Source organism: Pseudomonas aestuarii (assembly GCF_027988105.1).
GTDB classification, from domain to species: domain Bacteria; phylum Pseudomonadota; class Gammaproteobacteria; order Pseudomonadales; family Pseudomonadaceae; genus Aquipseudomonas; species Aquipseudomonas aestuarii.
In genome coordinates, this window is the sequence record NZ_JAQJZJ010000001.1 from 683,370 (window position 1) to 709,901 (window position 26,532).

A 26,532-nucleotide genomic window follows, 5' to 3' on the forward strand; every position below is an offset into this window, starting at 1 on the left:
GCTGGCCGTTTGGCCCTGTAAATTCCGGCCGCTGCCCATGCAGCGGCTTTTGTATTTTTTGAAATAACGAAGTGGAGAGCCTAATGGTTCCCGTAATTGCCCTGGTGGGCCGCCCTAACGTCGGCAAGTCCACCCTATTCAACCGCTTGACCAAAAGCCGCGACGCGATTGTCGGCGACCTGTCCGGTCTGACCCGTGATCGCCAATACGGCGAGGCCAAGTGGCAGGGGCGAACCTATATCGTCATCGACACCGGTGGTATTTCCGGTGATGAAGAAGGTATCGACGCGAAGATGGCCGAGCAGTCGCTGCAGGCCATCGAAGAGGCCGATGCCGTGTTGTTTATGGTGGATGCCCGCGCCGGGTTGTCGGCGTCCGACCAGATGATTGGCGAGCACCTGCGTCGACGCAACAAGCGCAGCTTCCTGGTGATCAACAAGGTCGACAACATTGACGCCGACCTGGCCCGCGCCGAGTTTGCGACGATGGGTATGGGCGAGTCCCTGGCGATTGCCGGCGCCCACGGCCGTGGCATCACCCAGATGCTCGAAGCCGTGCTGGGTTCCTTTCCCAAGGATGCCACCGAGCTGCCGGAAGGCGAGGAAGAAGAAGTCGTGCTGGAAGGCCAGGAGGCCAAGCGCATTCCCGGTCCGAGCGAGAAGGACGGCATCAAGCTGGCGATCATCGGCCGACCCAACGTCGGCAAGTCGACCCTGGTCAACCGCATGCTTGGCGAAGATCGGGTCATCGTTTTCGACCAGGCCGGCACCACCCGCGACAGCATCTATATCCCGTTCGAGCGCGACGATGAGAAGTACACCCTGATCGACACCGCCGGCGTGCGTCGTCGAGGCAAGATCTTCGAGGCGGTGGAAAAGTTCTCGGTGGTCAAGACCCTGCAGGCGATTCAGGACTCCAACGTGGTGGTGTTCGTCATGGATGCCCGCGAAGGGGTGGTCGATCACGACCTCAACCTGCTCGGCTTCGTTCTGGAAAGCGGTCGTGCCCTGGTTATCGCCCTGAACAAATGGGATGGCATGGACCCCAGCGAGCGCGACTATGTGAAGGTCGAGTTGCAGCGTCGGTTGTTCTTCGTCGACTTCGCCGATATTCACTTTATCTCGGCCTTGCACGGCACCGGTGTCGGTCATCTGTACAAGTCGGTGCAGGACTCGTTCAAGTCGGCGATTACTCGCTGGCCGACCAACCGCCTGACCCAGATTCTCGAAGATGCGGTCGGCGATCATGCGCCGCCAATGGTCAGGAACCGCCGGATCAAGCTGCGCTACGCTCACCTCGGGGGGGCCAACCCGCCGCTGATCGTGATCCACGGCAACCAGGTCGATGCGGTGCCCAAGTCCTATGTGCGCTACCTGGAGAACACCTACCGGCGCGTGCTCAAGTTGGTCGGCACGCCGATCCGCATCGAGTTCAAGGGTGGCGAAAACCCTTACGAGGGTAACAAGAACACCCTCACCGACCGCCAGGTGAACAAGAAGCGCCGCATGATGACCCACCACAAGAAGGCCGAGAAGAAGCGCAAGGACAAGCGCTAGGCTTGAGCCCGATCGCTCTATAAAGGCACCTGCGGGTGCCTTTTGCGTCTCTGGGGGATCGGCTATCCTGTGCTATCAACAGTGGCGTAGGGCGGGTGCAACCCGCCAGCTTGGGATCTTTGGCGGGTTGCGCCCGCCCTACGGAATATAGCGATGCTTATCAGCAAACTGCCGAATGTCGGCACCACCATCTTCACTCGCATGTCGCAGCTTGCCGTGGCAACCGGCGCACTCAACCTGTCCCAAGGCTTTCCCGACTTCGATGGCCCGCAGGCCTTGCGCGAGGCGGTCGGCCGGCACATAGCCGCCGGGCATAACCAGTACGCGCCTATGACCGGGTTGCCGGCGTTGCGCGACCAGGTGGCGGCAAAGATCGCGCGCAGCTATGGCCGCCCAGTCGATGCCGATACCGAAGTCACCATTACCCCGGGGGCCACCCAGGGGATCTTCTGTGCGATCCAGGCGCTGATTCATCCGGGTGATGAAGTGATAGTGTTCGATCCCTGCTACGACAGCTACGAACCCTCGGTTGAGCTGGCTGGCGGGCGCTGCGTGCATGTGCCGCTGGCCTTGCCCGACTTTGCCATCGATTGGCAGGCCTTGAGCGATGCCCTGAGCGACAAGACCCGCCTGATCATCCTCAACAGTCCGCACAACCCCAGTGGCGCGTTGATCTCGCGGGCCGAGCTGGATCAGTTGGCGGCGCTGATCCGTGGGCGCGACATCTACCTGATCAGTGACGAGGTCTATGAGCACCTGGTGTTCGACGGGGTCGGGCATGCCAGCGTGCTGGCCCACGAAGAGCTGTACCAGCGCGCCTTGGTGGTCAGCTCGTTTGGCAAGACCTATCACGTCACGGGCTGGAAGACCGGCTATGTGGTGGCGCCGCCGGCCTTGAGCGCCGAGCTGCGCAAGGTCCACCAGTACGTCAGCTTCTGCGGCGTCACCCCGCTGCAGTGGGCGCTGGCCGACTTCATGGCCGAGCATCCGGAGCATGTCGAGGCGCTGCCGGCGTTCTATCAAGCCAAACGCGACCTGTTCTGCGACCTGCTCGGCGACTCGCGCTTCAGTTTCAGCCGCGCCGCCGGCACATATTTTCAGCTGGCCGATTATTCGACTATTCGCGATGACCTGGATGATCTGGCGATGGCCGAGTGGTTGACCCGCGAGCATGGGGTGGCGGCCATTCCGGTGTCGGTGTTCTACCAGCAACCGCCGAAGGGCCTGCGCCTGCTGCGTTTCTGCTTCGCCAAGCGTGAGGAGACCCTGCGCCAGGCCGCGGAGAAACTATGCGCGATATAAACGCATTGCCCGACCTTGAACTGGCGCTGATCCAGACCGAACTGGCCTGGCAGGACCCTGCAGCCAATCGCCGACATTTTCAGGCTTTGCTGGAGCAGGCCCGCGGCGCCGACCTGATCGTGCTACCCGAGATGTTCAGCACTGGTTTCTCCATGGATTCGGCGGCCCTGGCCGAGCCGGAGAATGGCCCAACCAGCCAGTGGCTGCTGGAGCAGGCCGCGCGGCTGCAGGCGGTGATCTGCGGCAGCCTGATCACCCAGGCGGCCGATGGCAGTTACCGCAACCGTCTGCTCTGGGCGCGTCCAGACGGCTCGCTGGCCCACTACGACAAGCGTCACCTGTTCCGCATGGCCGGCGAGCACAAGCATTACGCCGCCGGTGAGGAGCAGGTGCTGCTGGAGCTCAAGGGCTGGCGGATTCGCCCGCTGATCTGCTATGACCTGCGTTTCCCGGTCTGGAGCCGCGACCCGCACGCCACCGACCTGCTGCTGTATACCGCCAACTGGCCGGCGGCACGGCGTCAGCACTGGAACCGTTTGCTACCGGCGCGGGCGATCGAAAACCTCTGTTATGTGGCGGCGGTGAATCGCATTGGTCAGGACGGTAAGGGCCATGCCTACAGTGGCGATAGCCAGGTGCTGGATTTCCAGGGTGAGACCCTGCTCGATGCGGTCGCTGCCGATGGCGTGTTTCGGCTGAGTCTCAAGGCCGCCGAGCTGGCGGCCTACCGGGAGCGCTTCCCGGCCTATCGGGACGCCGATGGGTTCAGCCTGCTGTGAGCCAATGACTGCTACTGGGTCAGGTAGTGGTAAGGGCGGAATCTTCTCGCCGAGCTGCTGCGGGTGGCGGCCGTCGATCCGCAGCTGGCGGGTCAGGAGGTCCTGGCCCTGGATGTCGCCACTTCCAACCTGCGAGGCATGCTCGAACAATTGGCCACCGTCCTTGGCGTCAGCGCACCGCGCCGGCATGTGCCGCTGCCGCTGTTGCGCTGGTTACTGAAGATTCCAGGTGCGCCCGGGCTCTTGCACAGCGAGCCGGAGTCGCTGGATTTTAACCAGACCATGCGCTTCGATACTGCTGCGACCCAGGCGCTGGCGCGGCGCCATCAACTGGTGTGGCCGGAGATTACCCAGGCCTTGCAGGCCACCGCGCATTATCTGGCAGCCCAGCAGCGCCCCCGCGGCAGGGCGGGGGCCGGCTGACTCAGGCCGCCTGTTCGGCCGCCTGGCCGAGGGCGCGGTTGAGCGCGCTGAACAGGGCGCGGAAGCTTGCCGTGGTCAGGTTCTCGTCGATGCCGACGCCATGCAGCGCCCGCCCGCCGTTGACCCGCAGTTCGATGTAGGCGGCGGCCTTGGCGTTGGTGCCGGCACCGATGGCGTGCTCGCTGTAGTCCATGATCTCCACGGTCACCGGCAAGCCGGCGACCAGGGCTTCCAGCGGGCCCTTGCCGATGCCGCGCCAGTGCTGGGTCTCTCCCTTGCTGGTGACTTGCACATCCACCGCGCTGGTGCCGTTTTCCTCCTGCAGGCGATGGCCCTGAAGCGCATACGGGGTCATGGCTTGCAGGTATTCGCGGTCGAGCAGCTGGTGAATCTGCCCGGCGCTCATTTCCAGGCCCAAGCGGTCGGTTTCCTTCTGCACCACCTGACTGAACTCGATCTGCATGCGTCGCGGCAGGCAGATGCCGTATTCCTGTTCCAGCAGGAAGGTGATGCCGCCCTTGCCGGACTGGCTGTTGACCCGAATGACGGCTTCATAATCGCGGCCGATATCGGCCGGGTCGATCGGCAGGTAGGGCACCTCCCAGATGCCGTCCGGGTCCTGCTGGGCGAAGCCCTTGCGGATCGCATCCTGGTGCGAGCCGGAAAACGCGGTATGCACCAGGTCGCCGACATAGGGGTGGCGCGGGTGCACCGGGATCTGGTTGCACTCCTCGACCACCTTGCGCACGTTGTCGATGTCGGAGAAGTCCAGGCCCGGGTGGATGCCCTGGGTATAGAGGTTCAGCGCCAGGTTGACCAGGTCGACGTTGCCGGTGCGCTCGCCGTTGCCGAACAGGCAACCTTCGACGCGATCGGCGCCGGCCATCAGGCCCAGCTCGCTGGCGGCCACGCCGGTGCCGCGGTCGTTGTGGGTGTGCAGGCTGATCAGCACGCTGTCGCGGCGGCTGATATGGCGGCCGAACCATTCGATCTGGTCGGCGTAGACATTCGGCGTGGCCACTTCCACGGTCGCCGGCAGGTTGAGGATCGCCTTGTTGTCCGGGGTCGGTTGCCAGACGTCGAGCACTGCATCGCAGACCTGCACGGCGAACGCCAGTTCGGTGGAGGTGAAGATCTCCGGCGAGTACTGAAAGGTCCAGCGGGTGTCCGGCTGCCGAGCGGCCAGGTCCTTGATGATCTGCGCGGCATTCACCGCGATGTTCACCACGCCGGCCTGGTCCTGGTTGAAGACGATGCGGCGGAAGCTCGGTGCGGTGGCGTTATAGACGTGAACGATGGCCTGCTTGGCGCCGACCAGGGATTCGAAGGTGCGGGTGATCAGGTCTTCGCGGGCCTGGGTCAGCACCTGGATCGTGGTGTCCTCGGGGATATGGCCACCTTCGATCAGTTCGCGGACGAAGTCGAAGTCGGTCTGCGAGGCGGAGGGGAAGCCCACCTCGATCTGCTTGACGCCGACCTGCACCAGGGTCTTGAAGAAACGCATCTTCTTCGCCGCATCCATCGGCTCGATCAGCGACTGGTTGCCGTCGCGCAGGTCCGAGCTGCACCAGATCGGCACCTCGGTGATGGTCTTCGACGGCCAGGTGCGATCCGGCAGGTCGATGGCTGGGAAGGCGCGGTACTTGCTGGACGGGTCTTTGAGCATGCTCATGAGGTAATCCTTTTGACAGCGGCCGGAGAGGGTGGCCAGGCGTAGTCGAGGTGGTTGCGGCGCTTCGGTTCAGTCACGCAGTCGCTGGCTGACCAGGCAGAGGGTGGCAAGTTGCCGCAGCAGAATCAGGGTGTGGGAAGCGTTCATGGCGTCAACCCTATCCGGGGCGCTTAAAGCTGGCAAGCGTTGCAAGAAAATTGGTGATTTCGGTCGGCTACGTGTTTTATGCGCATTTTTATTGCGTGGAGGCGGGCGGCACTGCTCGCCGATTGTGCAGTGCTTCCCCCCCCGGTCAGCCGCGCGGCCTGGCCGTATCAGTGCGCCGTTTGCGCGGCTCGGCTGCGTCCCAGTTCGCGCATGTCCGCGCCACTGGGGTGTTGGAACACGCGCAGGCCGAACTCGGGGAGGATCGCCAGCAGGTGGTCGAAGATATCCGACTGGATGCTCTCGTAGCTGCCCCAGGCGATGGTGTTGGTGAAGCAATAGAGTTCCAGCGGCAGGCCGTCGGCCGTCGGACTGAGTTGGCGCACCAGTTGGGTCATGTCCTGGTTAAGCTGCGGGTGCTGGCGCAGGTAAAATTCCACGTAGGCGCGGAAGGTGCCGATATTGGTGATGCGCCGGGTGTTGGCCGGTTCCTGGGCATCTTCGGCCAGCGCGCCGTTCCAGCTGAGCAGTTCGCTCTGCTTGAGCTTGAGGTATTGCCTGAGCAGGCTGACGCGTTGCAGGCGGACAATGGCCTCGGCGCCGAGGAAGCCGATGCTGGTCTGGTCGAGGTACAGGCTGCGCTTGATCCGCCGACCGCCGCACTCCTGCATGCCGCGCCAGTTCTTGAACGGGTCGCTGATGAAGCGCTTGGTCGGGATGCTGCTGATGGTCTTGTCCCAGTTCTGCACCTTGACCGTGTGCAGGGCGATGTCGATCACGTCGCCATCGGCATTCAGTTGTGGCATTTCTATCCAGTCGCCGACGCGGATGATGTCGCTGGAGGTGATCTGCACGCTGGCCACCAGCGACAGCAAGGTGTCCTGGAAGATCAACATCAATACCGCGGCCATGGCGCCGAGGCCGGATAGCAGGATCAGCGGCGAGCGGTCGAGCAGGGTGGCGACCATGAGGATCGCCGCCACCGCGAACCCCGCAATCTTCAGCACCTGCAGGTAGCCCTTGATCGGCCGCAGGTGGGCATCGTGGCGCAGGTGGTAGAGCATGTTGGCAATATCCAACAGGGTGCTCAGGGCCAGGGCGACGGTCAGCACGATAAAGGCGCTGCAGACGTTGCGTGTCACGGTCACCAGGGCGTCTGGCAGATGCGGTAGCAGGCCGACGCCGGTGGAGAGAATCAGCGCCGGCACTATATTGGCCAGGCGCTTGATCAGTTGGTTATCGAGGTCCTGTGCATTGCGCCCCAGGGTGGTCGCGTCGATCAGGCGGCACAGGGCGCGCACCAGGATGCGTTTGACCAGCCAGTTGGATAGCCAGGCGGCGATGATCAGCAGTGCGCAGAAGGTCAGGGTTTGCAGCTCTGGGTGGGTGTTCAGCCACTCGAGCCAGCCGTTGAATGGGTTAGGCATGTTTCAACTCCGGGTTGCATGGGGGCGGGCGGCATGCGGCTGTGCATGCCTGGCAGTCCGCGGTGTTCAGGGGGCAGGGGATGGCGCGCGTTCAGCGGATGAAGGTCTTGCTCACCTCGCGAAACAGCGGGTTGCCGGCTTGCTCAAGCCATTCGAAGGCGACCATTTCCCGCGAGACGATGCTGGCGCCGGCTTGCTGCATGCGCGCCAGGGCCAGCGCCTTGTCCGAGGCCTGGCGCGAGCCGACAGCCTCCGCCACCACGAATACCTGGCGGCCCTCGGCGAGCAGGTCGAGTACGGTCTGCAGCACGCAGACATGCGCTTCGCTGCCGCACACCACGAACTGCGCGCGTTCGCCGCCGGCGCGCTTGAACAGCTCGCCCTCGCTGACGGCAGAGAAATGCAGCTTCTCGATGATGGCCGAGGCCGGGTGGCCATCGCGCAAGGACGGGATCGTCTGCCCCAGGCCCTTGCTGTACTGCTCGGTGAGCAGCACGGGCACGCCGATGCGTTGCGCCACCTGCTGCAGCCACAAGGCGTTTTCGGCCAGTGCGGCGCTGTCCTGGATGACCGGAAACAGGCGGGCCTGAATATCGATGATCAGCAGGGTTGAAGTCTCGGCTTTGATTCGCATCAACAGTCCTTCGGTCAGTCAGTGGAGCACGGCAATGTTTCAGGGTTTGAACGCGCCAATAAAAATGGCCGGGTCGATCCGCGCATCATTCAGGCTGAGGTTCCAGTGCAAATGCGGCCCGGTGGCGCGGCCGGTGGCGCCGACCTTACCGAGCACGCCGCCGCGCGGCAGTTCGTCGCCGACGCTGACGCCGATTTCCGAGAGGTGGCAGAACATGCTGATCAGGCCCTGACCGTGGTCGACGAACACGGTCTTGCCGTTGAAGAAGTAGTCGCCGATCAGGATCACCCGGCCTGCCGCTGGTGCCTGGATCGGGGTGCCGCGCTTGGCGGCGAAGTCCAGGCCGGAATGCGGGTTGCGCTCCTCGCCATTGAAGAAGCGGCGCAGGCCGAAGGGGCTGGACAATGGCCCGCTGACCGGCTTGTCGAACAGCAGGTTGCTCGGCTGGCGGGCACTGAACTGCTGGTAGGCACGGGTCTGCTCGGCCAGTTCGCGGCCGATGCGTTTGAGGTTGGCGGCGTTGGGGTTGACCTGCTGCTGGTTCTTCAGGGTGATGCGCTGCTCGGCGTAATGCTTGTCGCCGACCTGGAAGCTCAGGCGCCGCGTACCGTTGAGCTCGATCTGCTGGCTGCCGGGTTTGGTCGTCAGGGGCAGGCCGACGATGGCGATCCAGCGCTGGCCGTCTTCGTGGATCACCAGCACCGGCTTGCCTTGGTAAGTGGCGCGGGGTGGGCTGGCCAGTGGGCCCAGGTCGATCACGGCGACACCGCCGGGTATCGGCTGGTTGAGCAGGCGGGTGATAAAGCCTTCGGCCTGCACGGGCAGGGCGAGGCAAAGGGTGACGAGCAAGGCTAGAAAACGCATGCGGTATCCCGGGTGCAGGGTGGATGCCGTTGTGCGCATCCACTTGGTGATTGATCAGTCCAGCAGCGACAGGGTCGCCGGCTGCACGTGGTTGTCCTCGACCCGCACATCCAGCTCGCCTTCGCCCAGGCGTGCCTTCAGGCGCTGGCCGGTGTGGGTGTCGGCGGCGCTGCGCACGGCCCGGCCGCGCTCGTCGAGGAGGATGCTGTAGCCGCGGCCGAGGGTGGCCAGCGGGCTGACCGCATGCAGGGTCTGCACCTGGCTTTGCAGTTGCAGGCGGCGTTGTTTCAGGCCTTCGCGCATGGCCCGCGGCAACCGCTCGGCGAGGCTGCCCAGGCGCTGGCGTAGCAGTTGCAGCGTGCGCTCGGGATGCTGGCCGGCCAGGCGGGTTTGCAGGCGCGCCAGGCGCTCGCGGCGGTTGTTCAGCTGGCGCTCGAAGGCCCGAGCCAGGCGCATTTCCAGATCGTCCAGGCGCTGGGCGTGCTGGCGCAGGCGTTCGCCTGGGTGGCGCAGGCGGCGGCTCAGGCCATCCAGACGCATGCGTTCGCGCTCCAGGCGGTTGTGCATGCGCATGATCAGGCGGCGCTGCAGGCTGTGCAGGCGCTGCACCAGTTCGCTGGCGTCGGGGGCCAGCAGTTCGGCGGCGGCCGAGGGTGTCGGGGCGCGTACGTCGGCGACGAAATCGCAGATGGAGACGTCGGTTTCGTGGCCCACCGCGCAGACGATCGGGGTGGCGCAGGCGGCGACCGCGCGGGCCACGGCTTCTTCGTTGAAGCACCAGAGGTCTTCCAGCGAACCGCCGCCACGGGCCAGGATCAGCGCGTCGAAGCCCTGGCGGTCGGCCAGTTGCAGGGCGCGGATGATCTGCCCGCTGGCTTCGCGGCCCTGTACGGCAGTGGGGATCAGGGTCAGGGCGACCTGCGGGGCGCGGCGGCGGAATACGCTGATGATGTCGCGGATAACCGCGCCGGTCGGCGAGCTGACGATGCCGATGCGCTTGGGGTGGGCGGGCAGGGCGATTTTGCGTTCGCTGGCGAACAGGCCTTCGGCACTGAGCTTATCCTTCAGCGCTTCGAAGGCCAGGCGCAGGGCGCCGTCGCCGGCCGGCTCGACGCTGTCGAGAATCAACTGGTAATCGCCGCGCCCTTCAAACAGCGAGACCTTGCCGCGCACCTTGACCGCCAGGCCATCGCGCAAGGCCTGACGAACCTTGGCGGCGTTCTGTCGGAACAGCGCGCAGCGTACCTGGGCCTGGCTATCTTTAAGGGTGAAATAGATATGCCCGGAGGCCGGCTTGGCCAGGTTGGAAATTTCCCCCTCGACCCAGATGCCGGAGAACACATCCTCCAGCAGCAAGCGTGCGCGGTTATTGAGCTGGCTGACGCTGAGCACTTCGCGGTCGAGGTTCAGGCGTTGGAACGGGTCTTTGATCATGCCCGGCATGATAAAGGCTTTGCCGGGCCGGCCATAGGCCGTTTGCCTTGACCGGCGGCGCCGGGGCATTAAGCTGCGCGGCTATTACCCCGGAGCAGAGTCCTTTCATGAGCGAACAGCAAGCCATCATAGTGCCGAAAATCTCCAGCTTTCCCGGGCATGAAGCCCGGGCGCGGGCGATTGTGCGCTGGCTGGTGCAGCAGAATGTGATCGAGGCGCAGCTCAGTACCTGCGGCCGAATGTTCAACAAGATGGCCTATGGCATTGCCCCGGGTGCCCGGCGGGTGGTCGAGCGGCCGCAGTTGTTGCCTTTCGCCCAGCCGGTCAATGGCCTGGAAATTGTCTACAAACGCTGCATCTATACCCCGCTGCATGACTTCCTCGAGGAGGCCGGTTGTCCACAGTGTCGCCAGGAGGTGGGCGTGGAGCTGTTCGATCGTCTGGAGGACTGGATGCCCGGCCATAGCGACACCTTCCTCTGCCCGCTATGCGGTCACGAAGATGACATCAATGGCTTCCTGTTTCTGCAGCCCTGCGGCTTTTCCAATCTGGGCTTTATCTTCAACAACTGGGCCGAAGCGGGTTTCAAGCAGAGCTTTCTCGACGAATTCGCTGCCCGACTGGGGTATCCGCTGTCCGTGGTTGAGGTCAAGCTGTAGCGCCGGTTGGCCGCCGCGTGCGCTGGCTGCGACAGGGCGCGGCATTACGGCCGATTGTTTGCATTGAGTGAAGGGGCTTGCCTGAGTATAATGGCGCGCTTCCAATTTCCCGCCTGGGAGCCCCCGCCATGCTGCGTATCAGTCAAGAAGCTCTTACCTTCGACGACGTTCTACTTGTTCCTGGTTACTCCGATGTTCTGCCGAAGGATGTGAGTCTCAAGACTCGCTTGACTCGTGGTATCGAGCTGAATATTCCCTTGCTCTCTGCTGCAATGGACACCGTTACCGAGGCCCGACTGGCGATCGCCATGGCCCAGGAAGGTGGCATTGGCATCATTCACAAGAACATGACCATCGAGCAGCAGGCGCTCGAAGTGCGCAAGGTCAAGCGCTACGAGTCCGGTGTGGTCAAGGACCCGATCACCATCGATGCCGACGCCACCGTCGGCGATCTGTTCGACCTGACTCGGCAGAACAACATCTCCGGCGTGCCGGTATTGTCCGGTGGCGACCTGGTTGGCATCGTCACCTCGCGTGACGTGCGCTTCGAGAACCGCATGGATGCGCGGGTGCGCGAAGTGATGACGCCGAAAGAGCGTCTGGTCACGGTCAAGGAAGGCGAAGACACCCAGGTGGTGCGCAAACTGCTGCACAAGCACCGTATCGAACGCGTGCTGATCGTCGACGACAGCTTCCGCCTCAAGGGCATGATGACCGTCAACGACATCGAAAAGGCCAAGGCCTATCCGCTGGCGAGCAAGGACGACCAGGGTCGCCTGCGCGTCGGCGCGGCGGTCGGTACCGGTGCCGATACCGGGGATCGGGTTGCCGCACTGGCGGCGGCAGGTGTCGATGTGATCATCGTCGACACCGCCCACGGCCACTCCAAAGGGGTGATCGACCGGGTTCGCTGGGTAAAGCAGACCTTCCCTGAAGTGCAGGTAATCGGCGGCAATATCGCCACCGGCGATGCAGCCAGGGCCCTGGTCGAAGCTGGCGCCGATGCGGTCAAGGTCGGTATCGGTCCAGGTTCGATCTGCACCACGCGCATCGTTGCCGGGGTCGGCGTACCGCAGATTTCTGCCGTGGCCAATGTTGCCGCCGCACTGGAAGGCACCGGCGTTCCGCTGATCGCCGACGGTGGCATCCGCTTCTCCGGTGACCTGTCCAAGGCCATCGTGGCGGGTGCATCCTGCGTCATGATCGGCTCGATGCTGGCCGGTACCGAAGAGGCGCCGGGCGAAGTCGAGCTGTTCCAGGGCCGTTCCTACAAGGCTTATCGCGGCATGGGCTCGCTGGGCGCCATGTCCCAGGCCCAGGGTTCCTCGGATCGCTATTTCCAGGATTCCTCCGCCGGTGCCGAGAAGCTGGTGCCGGAAGGCATCGAAGGTCGCGTGCCTTACAAGGGCGCCATGGGCGCTATCGTTCATCAGATGATGGGCGGGTTGCGTGCTTCCATGGGCTATACCGGCTGCGCCACCATCGAAGATATGCGTACCAAGCCACAGTTCGTGCGCATCACCGGGGCCGGCATGGCTGAGTCTCACGTGCACGACGTGCAGATCACCAAGGAAGCGCCGAACTACCGGGTCGGCTGAAAAATCGCCGGATCGCTGCTGCGCTGGCTCATGCGGCGTTGGAAAGCAGTTCGCAATGCTCATTGGCTCCAGCCAACTGCGCTTGCTCGCTACTTTCCGCCTTGCCTGAGCTGCGCTCGCGACGCGAATCCAACGATTTTTAATACTGTTGAGTACACGGGCTGCTGCTGTTGAGAACGATGGGGCAGCCCCGTGTCATTTGTGAATTCCGCTACGAGAGACGGCCATGGCTCATCCTGACATTCACGCCCACCGCATCCTGATCCTCGACTTCGGTTCCCAGTACACCCAGCTGATCGCCCGCCGTGTGCGCGAGATCGGCGTGTATTGCGAGCTGCACCCCTTCGACATGAGCGACGAAGACATCCACGCCTTCGCTCCGCGCGGGATCATTCTCGCCGGCGGTCCGGAGTCGGTGCATGAACTCGATAGCCCGCGGGCACCGCAGGCGGTGTTCGACCTCGGCGTGCCGGTACTGGGCATCTGTTACGGCATGCAGACCATGGCCGAGCAGCTCGGCGGCAAGGTGCAGGGCTCGGATCTGCGCGAGTTCGGCTATGCCCGCGTCGACGTGGTCGGCAAGGCCCGTCTGCTCGACGGCATCGAAGACCATGTCGACGACGATGGCGTGTTCAGTCTGGATGTGTGGATGAGTCATGGCGACAAGGTCACCGACTTGCCGGAAGGCTTCCATATCCTCGCCAGCACCCCGAGCTGCCCGATCGCCGGCATGAGCGACGACGCGCGTGGCTATTACGGCGTGCAGTTCCACCCCGAGGTGACCCACACCAAGCAGGGTGGGCGGATTCTGTCGCGCTTCATCCTGGAAATCGCCGGCTGCGAAGCGCTGTGGACGCCGTCGAATATCGTCGAAGACGCCATCGCCCAGGTACGCGCCCAGGTCGGCGGTGCCAATGTCCTGCTCGGCTTGTCCGGCGGCGTCGATTCTTCGGTGGTCGCGGCCTTGCTGCATAAGGCGATCGGCGATCAGCTGACCTGCGTATTCGTTGATAACGGCCTGCTGCGCCTGCATGAAGGCGAGCAGGTGATGGCCATGTTCGCCGAGAACATGGGGGTCAAGGTGATCCGTGCCAATGCCGAGGCGCAGTTCCTCGACAACCTGGCCGGCGAAGCCGACCCGGAGAAGAAGCGCAAGATCATCGGTCGCACCTTTATCGACGTGTTCGACGCTGAAGCCAGCAAGCTCGACAGCATCAAGTTCCTTGCCCAGGGCACCATCTATCCCGACGTGATCGAGTCGGCCGGAGCCAAGACCGGCAAGGCCCACGTGATCAAGTCGCACCACAACGTCGGCGGTCTGCCCGAGGAGATGAACCTCAAGCTGGTCGAGCCGTTGCGCGAGCTGTTCAAGGACGAAGTGCGGCGTATCGGCCTGGAACTGGGCCTGCCCTACGACATGGTCTACCGCCACCCCTTCCCGGGCCCGGGCCTGGGCGTGCGCATCCTTGGCGAGGTGAAGAAGGAGTACGCGGACCTGCTGCGCCGCGCCGACCATATCTTCATCGAAGAGCTGCGCAACTTCGACTGGTACCACAAGACCAGCCAGGCCTTCGTGGTGTTCCAGCCGGTCAAGTCGGTCGGCGTGGTCGGCGATGCCCGTCGTTACGCCTGGGTCGTGGCCTTGCGTGCGGTGGAAACCATCGACTTCATGACCGCTCGCTGGGCGCACCTGCCCTACGAGCTGCTGGAGAAGGTGTCCAATCGCATCATCAACGAGATCGAGGGCATCTCCCGCGTCACCTACGACGTGTCGAGCAAGCCGCCTGCCACCATCGAGTGGGAGTGATCTGAAGCACAAGGGCAGCCCAGGCTGCCCTTGTGCTATCTGTGCGGTCGGCGCTGCGTTGCCTCTACAGGGCGCTGGTCAGTCAGTATGCCAAATGAGAAGACTTAGCAATTGCATCTGGTTAAACTCGCACGGCTTGAACAGCGGCACCGCTGATCGCATGGCTCGGTTACAGGATTGAATATGGCGTTTACCCGAAGACAAGTTATTGCCGGCCTGGCGGGGCTTGGTGTGGTCGGCGTCGGCGCGGGCGGCGCACGTTATTGGTTGGGCCGTACCCTTGAGGCGCAGACCCACGACTACGAATTGATCGCCGCGCCCCAGGATATCGAACTGGTGCCCGGGCACATGACCCCGGCCTGGGCCTATGGTGGGCAGGCGCCGGGCGTGGAAATCCGTTCGCGCCAGGGCGATTGGCTGCGGGTGCGCTTTATCAATCACCTGGATGAGCCAAGCACCATTCACTGGCATGGCATTCGCCTGCCGCTGGAAATGGACGGCGTGCCCTACGTCTCGCAGTTGCCGGTACTGCCGGGCGAGTATTTCGACTACCGCTTCAAGACCGAAGACGCCGGCAGCTTCTGGTACCACCCGCACCTGTCCAGCGCCGGGCAACTGGGCCGTGGGCTGGTCGGCCCGCTGATCGTCGAGGAGCGCGAGCCGAGCGGCTTCAGGCATGAGCGCACGCTGAGCCTGAAGACCTGGCATGTCGACGAGCAGGGCGCCTTCACCGCGTTCAGTGTGCCGCGCGAGGCGGCCCGCGAGGGTACGCGCGGACGCCTGAGCAGCATCAACGGCAAGTCGCGGCCGACCCTGGAGCTGCCGGCCGGGCAGGTGGTGCGCCTGCGCGTGCTGAACCTGGACAACACCGTGACCTACCGGCTCAATCTGCCTGGCGCCGAGGCGCGCATTTATGCGCTGGACGGCCACCCGATCGAGCCGCGCGAGCTGGGCAAGGAGTACTGGCTGGGGCCTGGTATGCGTATTGATCTGGCTGTGCGCGTACCTGCCGCCGGCCAGGAGCTGTCGCTGCGCAACGGGCCGGTGCGCCTGGCCACCCTGAAGAGCGTTGCGACGACTGAACGCGCGGGCGACTGGCCGGCGCGGCTGCCGCGCAACCCGGTGGCGGAGCCCGATCTGGCACGGGCCGAGACCCTGCGTTTCAACTTCGAGTGGTCGGCAAAGCTGGCTGAGGTGGGCGACCAGGGCCCGGCCAAGTATTGGCAGATCAACGGCCAGGCCTGGGACATCAATGACAAGACCTGCGCGGATCGCCCCATCGCCAGCCTGAAGAAGGACGGTCACTATATCTTCGAGCTGCGCAACATGGCCCAGTACCTGCACCCGATCCACCTGCACGGGCTGTCGTTCAAGGTGCTCGACTCGAACCGCAAGAAGATCATCCCGTATTTCACCGACACCTATCTATTGGGCAAGAACGAGGTCGCGCGAATTGCCTTGGTCGCGGATAACCCCGGCATCTGGATGTTCCATTGCCATGTCATCGATCATATGGAAACCGGCCTGATGGCCGCCATCGAGGTGGCCTGATGCGCCAGGCAAAGATCATCGACCGTAGTCGCGACCAGCAGTTCATGCGCGAGGCCCTGGCCCTGGCCGCCGAAGGCGCAGCCCTGGGTGAGGTGCCGGTCGGGGCGGTGCTGGTGCAGGATGGCGTGATCATTGGGCGCGGCTTCAACTGCCCGATCTCCAGTCACGACCCCAGCGCGCATGCCGAGATGGTGGCGATCCGCGCCGCGGCCCGCGCCGTCGACAACTACCGCCTGCCGGGCAGCACCCTGTATGTGACCCTGGAACCATGCAGCATGTGCGCCGGGCTGATCGTGCATGCGCGGATTCAGCGGGTGGTGTATGGCGCCACCGAGCCCAAGGCCGGGGTGGCGCTGAGTCGTGGCGAGTTCTTCAACCAGGCGTTTCTCAATCATCGGGTGCTGATCGAGGGTGGAGTGCTGGCCGAGGAGTGCGGCGCAGTGCTCAGCGAGTTCTTCAAGACGCGGCGCGCAACGCGGTAGAGACCTTCTCTACTTCAGGCTGGCAGCGTATAGCCCGAATAAGCCTAGCAGGCCGTTGAAAAACTACCTGCGTTGCCGATGCGTCGTTAAAAACAGGCTCGAGTGCGAGCCCAGTCGGAATGCTCATTTACAACCCGTAAACTCCACTTCCTCGCCTGTTTTTGCCTAGCTTCGGCTGCCTCGCCTACGTTTTTCAACGGTCTGCTAGTGTCGAAACAACGTTGCAATGTCGGTTCAGTGCCAGAGCATAGTGGGAGTAACCGGCAGGCTGGAGCGCGTAAGTTGATCGTGGGAGGCGCTTTAGCGGCGCTGGCGTGCAGCGCCCTCGAACGAGGCCGTCGCGGCTCAAGCCCTTCCCGTCAGTGCCTCGCTATCGGTCAGGTTCGAGCGTTGCAGGCGTTCCCCGGATTTCATCCAGGCTACCAAGCTGATGCGAATCGCTGCGCTCATCCTGCGCGGCCCGCGCTACTGCTGGTTGGTGACGGTGAGGCGTTTGGCTCAAGCGCTGGGTCGTTCATCATGCGCTAGAGCGGCGGCAGTTCGTCCTGCGGCGGCGTCTTGTTCACCCCGGGCGTGTGCAGGTTGCTGGCGGCCACTTGGCTACCTTCCAGCTGCGGCTGGGTGACCCAGGTGAGGATGTCGTAATAGCGGCGGATGTTGCGCACGAAATGCACCGGTTCACCGCCGCGGGCATAGCCGTAGCGGGTCTTGCTGTACCACTGTTTCTGCGCCAGGCGGGGCAGTATCTTCTGCACATCCAGCCACTTGTTCGGATTGAGCCCCTCGGCCTCGGTGAGCTTGCGCGCGTCTTCCAGGTGGCCGCCGCCGACGTTGTAGGAGGCCAGGGCGAACCAGGTGCGATCCGGTTCTTCGATACTCTCGGGCAGCTGATTCTTGACGTGGACGATGTACTTGGCGCCGCCGCCGATGCTCTGCTTGGGGTCGAGGCGGTTGGCTACGCCCATGGCCTGAGCGGTGCGCAGGGTCAGCATCATCAGGCCGCGCACTCCGGTTTTCGAGGTGGCGGTTGGTTGCCAGAGCGACTCCTGATAGCCCATTGCAGCCAGCAGGCGCCAGTCGACCTGGTTGACCTGTGCCGCCTGGCGGAAATCCTTCTCGTAACGGGGCAGGCGCTGTTGCAGGTGCTTGGCGAAGGTGTAGGCGCCGACATAACCCAGCACGTCGACGTGGCCGTAGTAGCGTTCCTTCAGGCGTTGCAGGCTGCCGTTCTGCTGGGCACGTTCGAGAAAGCGGTTGATCTCCTCGAGCAGGCTGTTGTCTTCGCCGGGGGCGACGGCCCAGGCCAGGCTTTGCGAGTCGTCGAGGTCGAAGGCTACCCGCACGTTGGGGAAGTACACCTGGTTCATCGCCAGTTCGTTGGAGTCGACCAGGGTCAGGTCGATCTGTCCCTCGTCGACCATGCGCAGCAGGTCGACCACTTCCTCCACCGCCGATTCTTCGTAGTTCAGCTCCGGCAGTTTGACCTTCAACTTGGCCAATTGCTCGGCGTGGCTGCTGCCCTTGAGGACCAGGATGCGCTTGCCGAGCAGGTCTTCTGGGCGGGTCGGGCGGCGCTGGCCGTTGCGGTAGATGATTTGTGGGGTGACTTGCAGATATGGCAGGGAGAAGCGGGCCATCAGCTGCCGTCCGTCGCTTGCTACCAGGCCGGCGGCGGCCAGCACCGGGCCATGTTCCTTGCCGAGGCTGGCGAAAAGCTCGTCCAGGTTGTCGGCGGTCTCGATTTGCAGCTTCACGCCCAGGTCATCGGCAAAGCGCTTGACCAGTTCGTACTCGAAGCCGGTTTCGCCGTTGCGATCCTGAAAATAGGTGGCCGGGCTGTTACGAGTGATCACCCGCAGTACACCCTCCGCCTTGACGCGCTCGAGGGCGCTGGGGGCTTCAGCGCAGCTGACGAGCACTAGGAGGATTCCGATCGCCGAGAGCCAGTGGGCGCAGCGTGTGCGGAACGCGGATTGAGCAAACATTGGCGCAGTATACGCAAAGCGTGCCGCTCACCATATCTCGGCAGTGAAGACGATAGTTCTGGCGCCGCCATGGGTGCCGCGGCGAGCGCTTTAGGCTAGAATGCACGGCCTCAAAGTACACCCCTTCCCAGAGGCTGTCCCCGATGTTGATCCTGCGCGGCGCTCCCGCCCTTTCTGCTTTCCGCCACGGTAAATTGCTTGAGCAACTGACCAGCAAGGTACCCGCTGTGACTGGGCTGTATGCCGAGTTCGCGCATTTTGCCGATGTCACCGGAGCGCTCAGCGCCGATGAAGAACAGGTGCTGGCCCGTCTGCTGAAATACGGCCCGAGTGTGCCGGTGCAGGAGCCTGGCGGCCGTCTGCTCCTGACCATTCCGCGTTTTGGCACCATCTCGCCCTGGTCGAGCAAAGCCAGCGACATCGCGCGCAACTGCGGTCTGGCGAAAATCCAGCGCATCGAGCGCGGCATCGCCTATTACATCACCGGTGAGTTGAACGAAGCCGAGATGCAACTGGCCGCGGACTTGCTGCATGACCGCATGACCCAGCTGGTGTTGACCGATGTGCAAGGCGCCGCCGCGCTGTTCAGTCACGCCGAGCCCAAGCCGCTGACCGTGGTGGATGTGCTCGGCGGTGGTCGCGCCGCCCTGGAGCAGGCCAACGTCGAGCTGGGCCTGGCCCTGGCCGAAGACGAAATCGATTACCTGGTCAGCAGCTTCAATGACCTGAAGCGTAACCCGCACGACATCGAATTGATGATGTTTGCCCAGGCCAACTCCGAGCATTGCCGGCACAAGATCTTCAATGCCAGCTGGGATATCGACGGCGAGAGCCAGGACAAGTCGCTGTTCGGCATGATCAAGAACACCAACGAGTTGCATGGCGAGGGCGTGCTCTCGGCCTATAAAGACAACGCCGCGGTGATCGTTGGCCACACTGCCGGGCGTTTCTACCCGAACGCGCAAACCCGTCAGTACGGCGCTCATCAGGAGCCGGTGCATATCCTGATGAAGGTGGAAACCCACAACCACCCGACTGCCATTGCGCCGTTCCCAGGTGCGGCTACGGGCTCCGGCGGCGAGATCCGTGACGAAGGCGCGACTGGCCGCGGCGCCAAGCCCAAGGCCGGGCTGACCGGTTTCAGCGTGTCCAATCTGCAGATCCCCGGCTTCGAGCAGCCGTGGGAAGTGCCCTATGGCAAGCCGGAACGCATCGTCACGGCGCTGGACATCATGCTTGAAGGCCCGCTCGGTGGCGCGGCGTTCAACAACGAATTCGGTCGTCCGGCGTTGACCGGCTATTTCCGTACCTTCGAACAGGCGGTCGATTCTCCTCGCGGCTTCGAGGTGCGTGGCTACCACAAGCCGATCATGCTCGCTGGCGGCATGGGCAACATCCGCGCCGATCACGTGCAGAAAGCCGAAATCACCATCGGTTCCAAATTGATCGTGCTCGGTGGCCCGGCCATGTTGATCGGTCTGGGCGGCGGTGCCGCCTCGTCGATGGCCACGGGCACCAGCTCGGCTGATCTGGATTTCGCCTCGGTGCAGCGCGAAAACCCGGAGATGGAACGGCGCTGTCAGGAAGTGATCGACCGCTGCTGGCAGCTTGGCGAGCAGAACCCGATCAGCTTTATCCATGACGTCGGTGCCGGCGGCTTGTCCAATGCCTTCCCCGAACTGGTCAACGACGGTGGTCGCGGTGGGCGTTTCGAGCTGCGCAATGTGCCCAATGACGAGCCGGGCATGGCCCCCCATGAAATCTGGAGCAACGAATCCCAGGAACGCTACGTGCTGGCCGTCGATGCCGCCGAATTCGAGCGCTTCAAGGCGATTTGCGAGCGTGAGCGTTGCCCGTTCGCGGTGGTCGGCGAGGCCACCGAGGAGGCGCACCTGACCGTTGCCGACAGCCATTTCGGCAACAAGGCGGTGGACATGCCGCTCAATGTGCTGCTCGGCAAGGCGCCGCGCATGCATCGCTCGGCAAGCCACGAAACCGAGCAGGGCGATGATTTCGATCCCAGCGGCCTGGCGATCGACGATGCCCTGACCCGTGTACTGCATCACCCGGCCGTGGCCAGCAAGAGCTTCCTGATCACCATCGGCGACCGCACCATCACCGGTCTGGTCGCGCGCGATCAGATGGTCGGCCCGTGGCAGGTGCCCGTGGCCGATTGTGCGGTCACCGCCACCAGCTTCGACGTCTATACCGGCGAAGCCATGGCCATGGGCGAGCGCACGCCGCTGGCCTTGCTCGATGCGGCTGCATCGGGGCGTATCGCCATTGGCGAAACCTTGACCAACCTGGCCGCGGCCCGGATCGAGAAGATTTCCGACATCAAACTGTCTGCCAACTGGATGGCCGCCGCCGGCCACCCGGGCGAAGACGCCCGCCTGTACGACACGGTCAAGGCCGTGGGCATGCAGCTGTGTCCGGAGCTGGGAATCAGCATCCCGGTGGGCAAGGATTCGATGTCGATGAAAACCCGCTGGCAGGATGACGGCGCGGAGAAGAGCGTAACTTCGCCGCTGTCGCTGATCGTTACCGGCTTTGCCCCGGTCAGCGATATCCGCAAGACCCTGACGCCGCAGCTGCGCATGGACAAGGGCGAGACCGACCTGATCCTGATCGACCTGGGGCGCGGGCAGAACCGCATGGGCGCCTCGATTCTGGCCCAGGTGTACGGGCAGATCGGCAAGCAGGCCCCCGACGTCGACGACGCCGAAGACCTCAAGGCGTTCTTCGCGGTGATCCAGGGGCTGAACGCCGATGGTCACCTGCTGGCCTACCACGACCGTTCCGACGGCGGCCTGCTGGTCAGCGCGCTGGAAATGGCCTTCGCCGGCCATTGCGGCCTGCACCTGTCGCTCGACTCACTGGCCGGTAGCCCCGAGGAATTGGCGGCGGTGCTGTTCAACGAAGAGCTGGGTGCGCTGATCCAGGTGCACAAGGACGCCACGCCGCAGGTGCTGACGCAGTTCAGTGCGGCAGGGCTTGATTGCGTCGCGGTGGTCGGTCAGCCGGTCAACAATGGCGAGGTGCGGATCAGCTTCAACGATCAGCCGGTTTTCGCCGGTCAGCGGCGCTTGCTGCAGCGCCAGTGGAGCGAAACCAGCTACCAGATCCAGCGCCTGCGCGACAACGCCGAGTGTGCCGAACAGGAGTTCGAGGCGTTGCTCGAGGAAGACAATCCGGGCCTCAGCATCACGCTGGACTTCGACGTCAACCAGGACATCGCCGCGCCCTACATCAAGAAGGGCCTGCGTCCACAAATTGCCGTGCTGCGCGAGCAGGGCGTCAATGGCCAGGTGGAAATGGCCGCCGCCTTCGATCGTGCCGGTTTCAATGCGATCGACGTGCACATGAGCGACATCCTTGCCGGTCGTGTCGACCTCGAGGCCTTCAAGGGGCTGGTCGCCTGCGGCGGCTTCTCCTATGGCGACGTGCTCGGTGCCGGTGAGGGCTGGGCCAAGTCGATCCTGTTCAACAGTCGTGCCCGCGATGGCTTCCAGGCCTTCTTCGAGCGCAAGGACAGCTTCGCCCTGGGCGTGTGCAACGGCTGCCAGATGATGAGCAACCTGCATGAGCTGATTCCGGGTAGCGAGTTCTGGCCGCACTTCGTGCGCAACCGTTCGGAACAGTTCGAGGCGCGGGTGGCCATGGTCCAGGTGCAGGAGTCGGCCTCGATCTTCCTGCGCGGCATGGCCGGTTCGCGCATGCCGATTGCCATCGCCCATGGTGAGGGCCATGCCGAGTTCGAGAATGAAGAAGCCCTGCTCGAGGCCGATCTGTCCGGTTGCGTGGCCATGCGCTTCATCGACAACCACGGCAAGGTCACCGAGACCTATCCGGCCAACCCCAATGGTTCGCCGCGCGGCATTACCGGCCTGACCAGCCGCGACGGCCGGGTGACCATCATGATGCCGCACCCGGAGCGGGTGTTCCGCGCCGTGCAGAATTCCTGGCAGCCGGAAGAGTGGCAGGAAGATGCCGGTTGGCTGCGCATGTTCCGCAACGCGCGGGTCTGGGTGGACTGACCGCGAGGCCTGGGCTGTTCTGCTGGCCCTCTCTCATTCTTGGGAGCGGGTCAGTCGTTACCTCTGGTGTCTCCATTTAACGGTCCTTGAGGCGCAGTGCAGCCGCCCGGATGCTGTCCGGGTTGGTCTAACCATTGTCCTCGGAGTGCATCCGTGCTTGCGGTGTCGATGACTGAACGCGATTTGCCAATCCTCCCCGAGGTCCGTCAGGTCAAGCCAGGCGAGACGCACCTGTTGTGCCGTTGCGGACATTCGTCCGCGCTACCCGATTGCTCTCCCGGATGCTGCGCAGGATTGCGCCTCGAGCCGCGGCACGAGCAGCGTCTCTTGCTCTGTCGCTGTGGCCAGTCGCGGCACTTGCCCTATTGCGATGGCCGCCACAATCCGCCGGTCGATGGCCTGCGGGCGCGCTGGCGCCGTTTTAGCAAGGGTGATTAATTGCGGCCTTCTTATAACCAATTGCTCTAATAAGAGAATGGATGATCTGCCTTTCCAGCGCTCCAATATAAAGTTGTGAGCTGGGCCATGGGTGCTGAATAAGGCAAAATGCCATTATTGCTGTGGCTGGGTGATCCTGAGGTTCTGGGTTGCCATATGCGTCAACGCATTATGGAGAGTTCGATGTACAAACTGTGTTTCTACGTCCCGGAAAGCCATCTGGAAGAGATCAAACAGGCTGTTTTCGCGGCAGGCGCCGGGCGCATCGGCAACTACGACAGCTGCTGTTGGCAGGCCCTGGGCCAAGGCCAGTACCGACCGTTGGAGGGAAGCGCGCCTTTCCTCGGCCAGCAGGGGCAGGTGCACCATGTCGCCGAATGGAAAGTCGAGCTGGTGGTGGCCGACGAGCTGCTGCATGACTCGGTCAAGGCGATGAAAAAGGCCCATCCCTATGAGACGCCTGCCTTCGAGGTCTGGCGCCTGTCCGACCTGCAGTTCTGAATGGCTCAGCAGACATGCCAAAGCCCCGGCCCGCCTATGGCGAGTCGGGGCTTTTGTATTGATGGCTTACTGCTGACCGTTCAGGCCGGTAGGTTGGCGTTTCACACGGCGACGTTCAGGCGCACGTCAATGTTGCCGCGGGTGGCGTTGGAGTACGGACAGACCTGGTGAGCGGCGCCGACCAGTTCTTCGGCGACGGCCTGTTCAAGACCCGGCAGGCTCACGTGGAGTTCTACTTCCAGGCCGAAACCGCCAGGGATCTGGCCGATGCCGACCTTGCCAGTGATCGAGGTATCTGCCGGCAGGGCGAGTTTCTTCTGGCTGGCGACGAACTTCAGCGCACCGATGAAGCAGGCCGAGTAGCCGGCAGCGAACAGCTGTTCCGGGTTGGTCGCTTCGCCACCCTGGCCGCCCAGTTCGCGCGGGGTGGACAGTTTCACGTCGAGGATACCGTCGGAGGAAACGGCGCGACCGTCACGGCCCCCGGTGGCGGTGGCGCTCGTGCTGTAAAGGGCTTGGATGGCTTGCATGGCGATGTCTCCGGATTAGGTTTGTCATCTAAAATATTGCGCGCTAACTAAGTGCGTGGCAGGCAATGTAGTGCTCAATTAGTTGGTGCGCAATATATTTATAAGAATTAACGGCTATTGAATGACGTTTTTATGGAATAAGTAAGGTGGGGTGCGGATTGCAGGGGGGGGGGGAGGCGGCGTTCGCGGGGCAGGGCAATAGGCAAGGACTAGCGGCCGGAAGAGGCGCCGCTGCCTGGGTCAGATCGACTGTTGTAGCTTGCTGCGCAGGGCCAGGACTTCTTCCTTGAGCGTCATTAGTTCGGCCGTGCTGTGCCCGCTGGCCTCGACAATGCAGGCGGGGAAACGCTCGGCTTGCTGCTGCAGGGCGCGACCCTGCTCGGTCAGGTACAGCTCGACCACACGCTCGTCAACACGGCTGCGGGTGCGCTTGAGCAGACCTTCGGCTTCCAGGCGCTTGAGCAGTGGCGTCAGCGAGCCGGGGTCGGTCAACAGGCGGGCGCTGATCTCGCCAACGGTGATGCCGTCGCGTTCCCATAGCACCAGCATGGCCAGGTACTGCGGGTAGGTCAGGCCGATGCTCTGCAGCAGCGGCTTGTAGGCCTTGGTCATCAGCAGGGAAGTCGAATACAGGGCGAAGCACAGCTGATTGTCCAGCAATAGCGCGGCGCAGGGTTGCGGCTGTGTCATGGGGCGGTCCCGCGATCAGGTGAGTAGCACAATAAGTTATCGCGCAAGATTAGCGTGTGCAAATATTTGCTGGCGCGTGGCGTGCTGGCTGACTGGTAGGCAGATTGCTCCGCAGCCCGGGCGTTGAGTGCAGGAGCAGGGTTCGCGGCCCTCAGGGCCTGATCTCGATCAGGGTGCCGTCCTTGACCAGCTTCCAGATCTCGCGCATGTCGTCATTTTTCAGGGCAATACAGCCTTCGGTCCAGTCCAGTGTGTGGAAGAACCACTCAGGGTACTCCTCATCCAGCGGTGTGCCGTGGATCATGATCATGCCGCCGGGTGGCACGCCTTGCTCGCGGGCGTAGGCCTGGTCGCGGGCATTGGGGTAGGAGATGTGCATGGATAGTTGGTATTTATCGCTGGTTTTGCGCCAATCGATCCAATAGATGCCTTCCGGTGTGCGCCGATCGCCCTCGCGCCGTTTGGCTCCTTTGACCTGCTTGCCGAGGGATACCCGGTAGGATTTGAGCGTTTCGCCATGGCTGATCAGATGCAGCCGGCGTTCCGATTTGACCACCAGCACCTTGTCGATCGAGGGGGACTCGAGCGTGGCAGTGGCTTGAGCATTAGCGGTAAGGGACAGGCAGAGCAGAATGAACAACCAGCGCATCGGAGGGGTATCCCGGGGATCAATGAACTTTCTTGTAGTGCGCGCGCAAGGCTTCCAGCGGCTCGTTGCGTACCGGGTAAACATGCTGCTGCCGGTCAGCGAAGTAGCATTCTAAGGTACGCCCGACGGTCGGGAAAGCCAGCTCGGACCAAGGGATCTCGGATTCCTCGAATAGCTGCACCTCGAGGCTCTCTTCGCCGACGGCAAAGTCCAGGTCAACCAGATCGGCGCGGAAGAACATGTACACCTGATTGATATGCGGCAGGTCGAACAGGGTGTAGAGGCTCAGGTCGCGTACTCGGGCGCAGGCTTCCTCGTGGGTTTCGCGCGCAGCGGCCTGCTCCAGGGTTTCACCATTCTCCATGAAGCCGGCTGGCAGGGTCCAGTAGCCGCGGCGCGGCTCTATGGCGCGGCGGCACAACAGCACACGCTGGCCCCATACGGGCAGGCAGCCGGCAATGATGCGCGGGTTCTGGTAATGAATGGTGTGGCAGTGTTCGCACACATGGCGCAGACGGTTGTCGCCCTCGGGAATCCTCAGGGTAACGGGGCTGCCGCACTGGCTGCAGAACTTCATGGCGAGTCCTCTTTGTTGCCCCCTATCTTGGCGCGCGAGGGTGCCGGTCGGCAAGCGCGATCCGACCTCGCTTCGGCACCCCGAATGATCGTCGCGCGCGTTGCAGAGCTTGGGCCGCGGGTGGCTTTCGTGCAATCATCGAAACAAGAATAAAGACTGAGAATCGCCATGCTGGACGAACTGCTCCACCGTGTGCGCGGCTATACCCCGCGTCTTCTGGAGACCGACCGCAGCTTTCCCGAGGCGGCGGTGTTGATTCCTCTCACCCGCAACGACCAACCGGAAGTGGTGTTGACCTTGCGCGCCAGTGGCCTGTCCACTCACGGCGGCGAGGTGGCTTTTCCCGGCGGTCGACGGGATCCGGAAGATGCCGATCTGATCCGTACCGCACTGCGTGAGGCGGAAGAGGAAATCGGCCTGGCGCCGGGGCTGGTCGAGGTGGTCGGGCCGCTCAGCACCTTGGTTTCGCGTCATGGCATTCAGGTCACGCCCTATGTCGGCCTGGTGCCGGATTACGTCGAATACCTGGCCAACGATGACGAAATCGCCTCGGTGTTCTCGGTGCCCCTGGCGTTCTTTCGCGACGATCCGCGCGAGATGACCCATCGCATCGACTACCTCGGACAGAGCTGGTACGTGCCGAGTTACCGTTATGGCGAATACAAGATCTGGGGGCTTACGGCGATCATGCTGGTGGAATTGATCAACCTGATCTATGACGCCGACATCAATCTGCACCAGCCACCTGAGCACTTCATCACGCTCCGCTAATTGCGCAAGTGCGGGGATCAAT

23 protein-coding genes are annotated in these 26,532 nt (G+C 63.3%); 13 read left to right on the top strand and 10 right to left on the bottom strand.

The window, feature by feature from the left end:
- Positions 1-83: 83 nt before the first annotated feature.
- The 4 genes from der to PH586_RS03150 all read left to right on the top strand — a co-directional run bounded on the left by der (position 84) and on the right by PH586_RS03150 (position 4,060).
- The gene (der, locus tag PH586_RS03135; RefSeq protein WP_271346295.1) at positions 84-1,556 is read left to right on the top strand and encodes a ribosome biogenesis GTPase Der; all 1,473 of its coding nucleotides are present in this window, start codon (positions 84-86) and stop codon (positions 1,554-1,556) included.
- Between the two features lie 153 nt (positions 1,557-1,709).
- Positions 1,710-2,858, top strand: coding sequence for a pyridoxal phosphate-dependent aminotransferase (locus tag PH586_RS03140; RefSeq protein ID WP_271346296.1), 1,149 nt, complete (start codon positions 1,710-1,712; stop codon positions 2,856-2,858).
- Complete coding sequence (locus PH586_RS03145) at positions 2,846-3,637, top strand: amidohydrolase (protein WP_271346297.1); 792 nt, start codon at positions 2,846-2,848, stop codon at positions 3,635-3,637. The genes PH586_RS03140 and PH586_RS03145 overlap by 13 nt, the downstream gene beginning before the upstream one ends.
- 63 nt (positions 3,638-3,700) lie before the next feature.
- Entirely contained in the window at positions 3,701-4,060 is a 360-nt protein-coding gene (locus PH586_RS03150) for a hypothetical protein (protein ID WP_271346298.1), read from the top strand.
- A gap of 1 nt (position 4,061) precedes the next feature.
- Here the strand turns inward: PH586_RS03150 and leuA are convergent, their stop codons facing one another.
- The 5 genes from leuA to xseA form a co-directional block, all read right to left on the bottom strand.
- Positions 4,062-5,732 (bottom strand): 2-isopropylmalate synthase, encoded by a 1,671-nt coding sequence (gene leuA / locus PH586_RS03155; RefSeq protein ID WP_271346299.1) that lies wholly within the window; start codon positions 5,730-5,732, stop codon positions 4,062-4,064.
- A gap of 314 nt (positions 5,733-6,046) precedes the next feature.
- Positions 6,047-7,303, bottom strand: coding sequence for a mechanosensitive ion channel family protein (locus PH586_RS03160; protein ID WP_271346300.1), 1,257 nt, complete (start codon positions 7,301-7,303; stop codon positions 6,047-6,049).
- 91 nt (positions 7,304-7,394) lie between these two features.
- Complete coding sequence (locus tag PH586_RS03165; protein ID WP_271346301.1) at positions 7,395-7,937, bottom strand: hydrolase; 543 nt, start codon at positions 7,935-7,937, stop codon at positions 7,395-7,397.
- Between the two features lie 39 nt (positions 7,938-7,976).
- Positions 7,977-8,801 (bottom strand): M23 family metallopeptidase, encoded by an 825-nt coding sequence (locus PH586_RS03170; protein ID WP_271346302.1) that lies wholly within the window; start codon positions 8,799-8,801, stop codon positions 7,977-7,979.
- Between the two features lie 54 nt (positions 8,802-8,855).
- Positions 8,856-10,235, bottom strand: a complete 1,380-nt coding sequence (gene xseA, locus PH586_RS03175) for an exodeoxyribonuclease VII large subunit (protein ID WP_271346303.1) — start codon at positions 10,233-10,235, stop codon at positions 8,856-8,858.
- 107 nt (positions 10,236-10,342) lie between these two features.
- Between xseA and PH586_RS03180 the strand changes: the two genes are divergently transcribed.
- The 5 genes from PH586_RS03180 to tadA all read left to right on the top strand — a co-directional run bounded on the left by PH586_RS03180 (position 10,343) and on the right by tadA (position 16,332).
- Positions 10,343-10,894 (top strand): sugar ABC transporter ATPase, encoded by a 552-nt coding sequence (locus tag PH586_RS03180; protein WP_271346304.1) that lies wholly within the window; start codon positions 10,343-10,345, stop codon positions 10,892-10,894.
- 128 nt (positions 10,895-11,022) lie between these two features.
- Positions 11,023-12,492, top strand: a complete 1,470-nt coding sequence (guaB, locus tag PH586_RS03185) for an IMP dehydrogenase (protein ID WP_271346305.1) — start codon at positions 11,023-11,025, stop codon at positions 12,490-12,492.
- Positions 12,493-12,718: 226 nt separating this feature from the next.
- The gene (gene guaA / locus PH586_RS03190; protein WP_271346306.1) at positions 12,719-14,299 is read left to right on the top strand and encodes a glutamine-hydrolyzing GMP synthase; all 1,581 of its coding nucleotides are present in this window, start codon (positions 12,719-12,721) and stop codon (positions 14,297-14,299) included.
- Between the two features lie 183 nt (positions 14,300-14,482).
- Entirely contained in the window at positions 14,483-15,850 is a 1,368-nt protein-coding gene (locus PH586_RS03195) for a multicopper oxidase family protein (protein ID WP_271346307.1), read from the top strand.
- Positions 15,850-16,332: a tRNA adenosine(34) deaminase TadA gene (gene tadA / locus PH586_RS03200; protein ID WP_271346308.1), complete on the top strand. Its 483-nt coding sequence runs from the start codon at positions 15,850-15,852 to the stop codon at positions 16,330-16,332. The genes PH586_RS03195 and tadA overlap by 1 nt, the downstream gene beginning before the upstream one ends.
- 524 nt (positions 16,333-16,856) lie before the next feature.
- Here the strand turns inward: tadA and mltF are convergent.
- Positions 16,857-18,317 carry a membrane-bound lytic murein transglycosylase MltF gene (mltF, locus tag PH586_RS03205; protein WP_271346309.1) on the bottom strand — a complete coding sequence of 487 codons (1,461 nt, stop codon included), beginning with the start codon at positions 18,315-18,317 and terminating at the stop codon, positions 16,857-16,859.
- Positions 18,318-18,460: 143 nt separating this feature from the next.
- On the opposite strand from mltF, the gene purL reads away from it, so the two are divergent.
- The 3 genes from purL to PH586_RS03220 all read left to right on the top strand — a co-directional run bounded on the left by purL (position 18,461) and on the right by PH586_RS03220 (position 23,293).
- Positions 18,461-22,354 carry a phosphoribosylformylglycinamidine synthase gene (purL, locus tag PH586_RS03210; protein ID WP_271346310.1) on the top strand — a complete coding sequence of 1,298 codons (3,894 nt, stop codon included), beginning with the start codon at positions 18,461-18,463 and terminating at the stop codon, positions 22,352-22,354.
- 168 nt (positions 22,355-22,522) lie between these two features.
- On the top strand, positions 22,523-22,792 hold the full coding sequence (locus tag PH586_RS03215; RefSeq protein WP_271346311.1) for a CDGSH iron-sulfur domain-containing protein: 270 nt from the start codon (positions 22,523-22,525) through the stop codon (positions 22,790-22,792).
- Between the two features lie 183 nt (positions 22,793-22,975).
- On the top strand, positions 22,976-23,293 hold the full coding sequence (locus PH586_RS03220) for a Nif3-like dinuclear metal center hexameric protein (RefSeq protein WP_271346312.1): 318 nt from the start codon (positions 22,976-22,978) through the stop codon (positions 23,291-23,293).
- A 101-nt stretch (positions 23,294-23,394) separates the two neighbouring features.
- Here the strand turns inward: PH586_RS03220 and PH586_RS03225 are convergent, their stop codons facing one another.
- From PH586_RS03225 to PH586_RS03240, 4 genes are all read right to left on the bottom strand, one after another.
- On the bottom strand, positions 23,395-23,823 hold the full coding sequence (locus tag PH586_RS03225) for an organic hydroperoxide resistance protein (RefSeq protein WP_271346313.1): 429 nt from the start codon (positions 23,821-23,823) through the stop codon (positions 23,395-23,397).
- Positions 23,824-24,063: 240 nt separating this feature from the next.
- The gene (locus PH586_RS03230) at positions 24,064-24,513 is read right to left on the bottom strand and encodes a MarR family winged helix-turn-helix transcriptional regulator (RefSeq protein WP_271346314.1); all 450 of its coding nucleotides are present in this window, start codon (positions 24,511-24,513) and stop codon (positions 24,064-24,066) included.
- 151 nt (positions 24,514-24,664) lie between these two features.
- Positions 24,665-25,162: a L,D-transpeptidase family protein gene (locus PH586_RS03235; RefSeq protein ID WP_271346315.1), complete on the bottom strand. Its 498-nt coding sequence runs from the start codon at positions 25,160-25,162 to the stop codon at positions 24,665-24,667.
- 19 nt (positions 25,163-25,181) lie between these two features.
- Positions 25,182-25,739 (bottom strand): NUDIX hydrolase, encoded by a 558-nt coding sequence (locus PH586_RS03240; RefSeq protein WP_271346316.1) that lies wholly within the window; start codon positions 25,737-25,739, stop codon positions 25,182-25,184.
- Between the two features lie 168 nt (positions 25,740-25,907).
- Here PH586_RS03240 and PH586_RS03245 point away from each other — a divergent pair, with 168 nt between their 5' ends.
- On the top strand, positions 25,908-26,510 hold the full coding sequence (locus PH586_RS03245; protein ID WP_271346317.1) for a CoA pyrophosphatase: 603 nt from the start codon (positions 25,908-25,910) through the stop codon (positions 26,508-26,510).
- Positions 26,511-26,532: the final 22 nt, after the last annotated feature.

Excerpts from the sequence above, each read along its gene's own strand:
- PH586_RS03160 (WP_271346300.1), bottom strand. The coding sequence starts at position 7,303 with ATGCCTAACCCATTCAACGGCTGGCTCGAGTGGCTGAACACCCACCCA.
- tadA (WP_271346308.1), top strand. The coding sequence starts at position 15,850 with ATGCGCCAGGCAAAGATCATCGACCGTAGTCGCGACCAGCAGTTCATG.
- PH586_RS03195 (WP_271346307.1), top strand. The coding sequence starts at position 14,483 with ATGGCGTTTACCCGAAGACAAGTTATTGCCGGCCTGGCGGGGCTTGGT.
- PH586_RS03235 (WP_271346315.1), bottom strand. The coding sequence starts at position 25,162 with ATGCGCTGGTTGTTCATTCTGCTCTGCCTGTCCCTTACCGCTAATGCT.
- PH586_RS03225 (WP_271346313.1), bottom strand. The coding sequence starts at position 23,823 with ATGCAAGCCATCCAAGCCCTTTACAGCACGAGCGCCACCGCCACCGGG.
- guaB (WP_271346305.1), top strand. The coding sequence starts at position 11,023 with ATGCTGCGTATCAGTCAAGAAGCTCTTACCTTCGACGACGTTCTACTT.
- PH586_RS03245 (WP_271346317.1), top strand. The coding sequence starts at position 25,908 with ATGCTGGACGAACTGCTCCACCGTGTGCGCGGCTATACCCCGCGTCTT.
- xseA (WP_271346303.1), bottom strand. The coding sequence starts at position 10,235 with ATGATCAAAGACCCGTTCCAACGCCTGAACCTCGACCGCGAAGTGCTC.
- PH586_RS03240 (WP_271346316.1), bottom strand. The coding sequence starts at position 25,739 with ATGAAGTTCTGCAGCCAGTGCGGCAGCCCCGTTACCCTGAGGATTCCC.
- PH586_RS03170 (WP_271346302.1), bottom strand. The coding sequence starts at position 8,801 with ATGCGTTTTCTAGCCTTGCTCGTCACCCTTTGCCTCGCCCTGCCCGTG.
- mltF (WP_271346309.1), bottom strand. The coding sequence starts at position 18,317 with ATGTTTGCTCAATCCGCGTTCCGCACACGCTGCGCCCACTGGCTCTCG.
- PH586_RS03230 (WP_271346314.1), bottom strand. The coding sequence starts at position 24,513 with ATGACACAGCCGCAACCCTGCGCCGCGCTATTGCTGGACAATCAGCTG.
- leuA (WP_271346299.1), bottom strand. The coding sequence starts at position 5,732 with ATGAGCATGCTCAAAGACCCGTCCAGCAAGTACCGCGCCTTCCCAGCC.
- der (WP_271346295.1), top strand. The coding sequence starts at position 84 with ATGGTTCCCGTAATTGCCCTGGTGGGCCGCCCTAACGTCGGCAAGTCC.
- PH586_RS03145 (WP_271346297.1), top strand. The coding sequence starts at position 2,846 with ATGCGCGATATAAACGCATTGCCCGACCTTGAACTGGCGCTGATCCAG.
- guaA (WP_271346306.1), top strand. The coding sequence starts at position 12,719 with ATGGCTCATCCTGACATTCACGCCCACCGCATCCTGATCCTCGACTTC.
- PH586_RS03215 (WP_271346311.1), top strand. The coding sequence starts at position 22,523 with ATGACTGAACGCGATTTGCCAATCCTCCCCGAGGTCCGTCAGGTCAAG.
- PH586_RS03165 (WP_271346301.1), bottom strand. The coding sequence starts at position 7,937 with ATGCGAATCAAAGCCGAGACTTCAACCCTGCTGATCATCGATATTCAG.
- PH586_RS03180 (WP_271346304.1), top strand. The coding sequence starts at position 10,343 with ATGAGCGAACAGCAAGCCATCATAGTGCCGAAAATCTCCAGCTTTCCC.
- PH586_RS03140 (WP_271346296.1), top strand. The coding sequence starts at position 1,710 with ATGCTTATCAGCAAACTGCCGAATGTCGGCACCACCATCTTCACTCGC.
- PH586_RS03220 (WP_271346312.1), top strand. The coding sequence starts at position 22,976 with ATGTACAAACTGTGTTTCTACGTCCCGGAAAGCCATCTGGAAGAGATC.
- purL (WP_271346310.1), top strand. The coding sequence starts at position 18,461 with ATGTTGATCCTGCGCGGCGCTCCCGCCCTTTCTGCTTTCCGCCACGGT.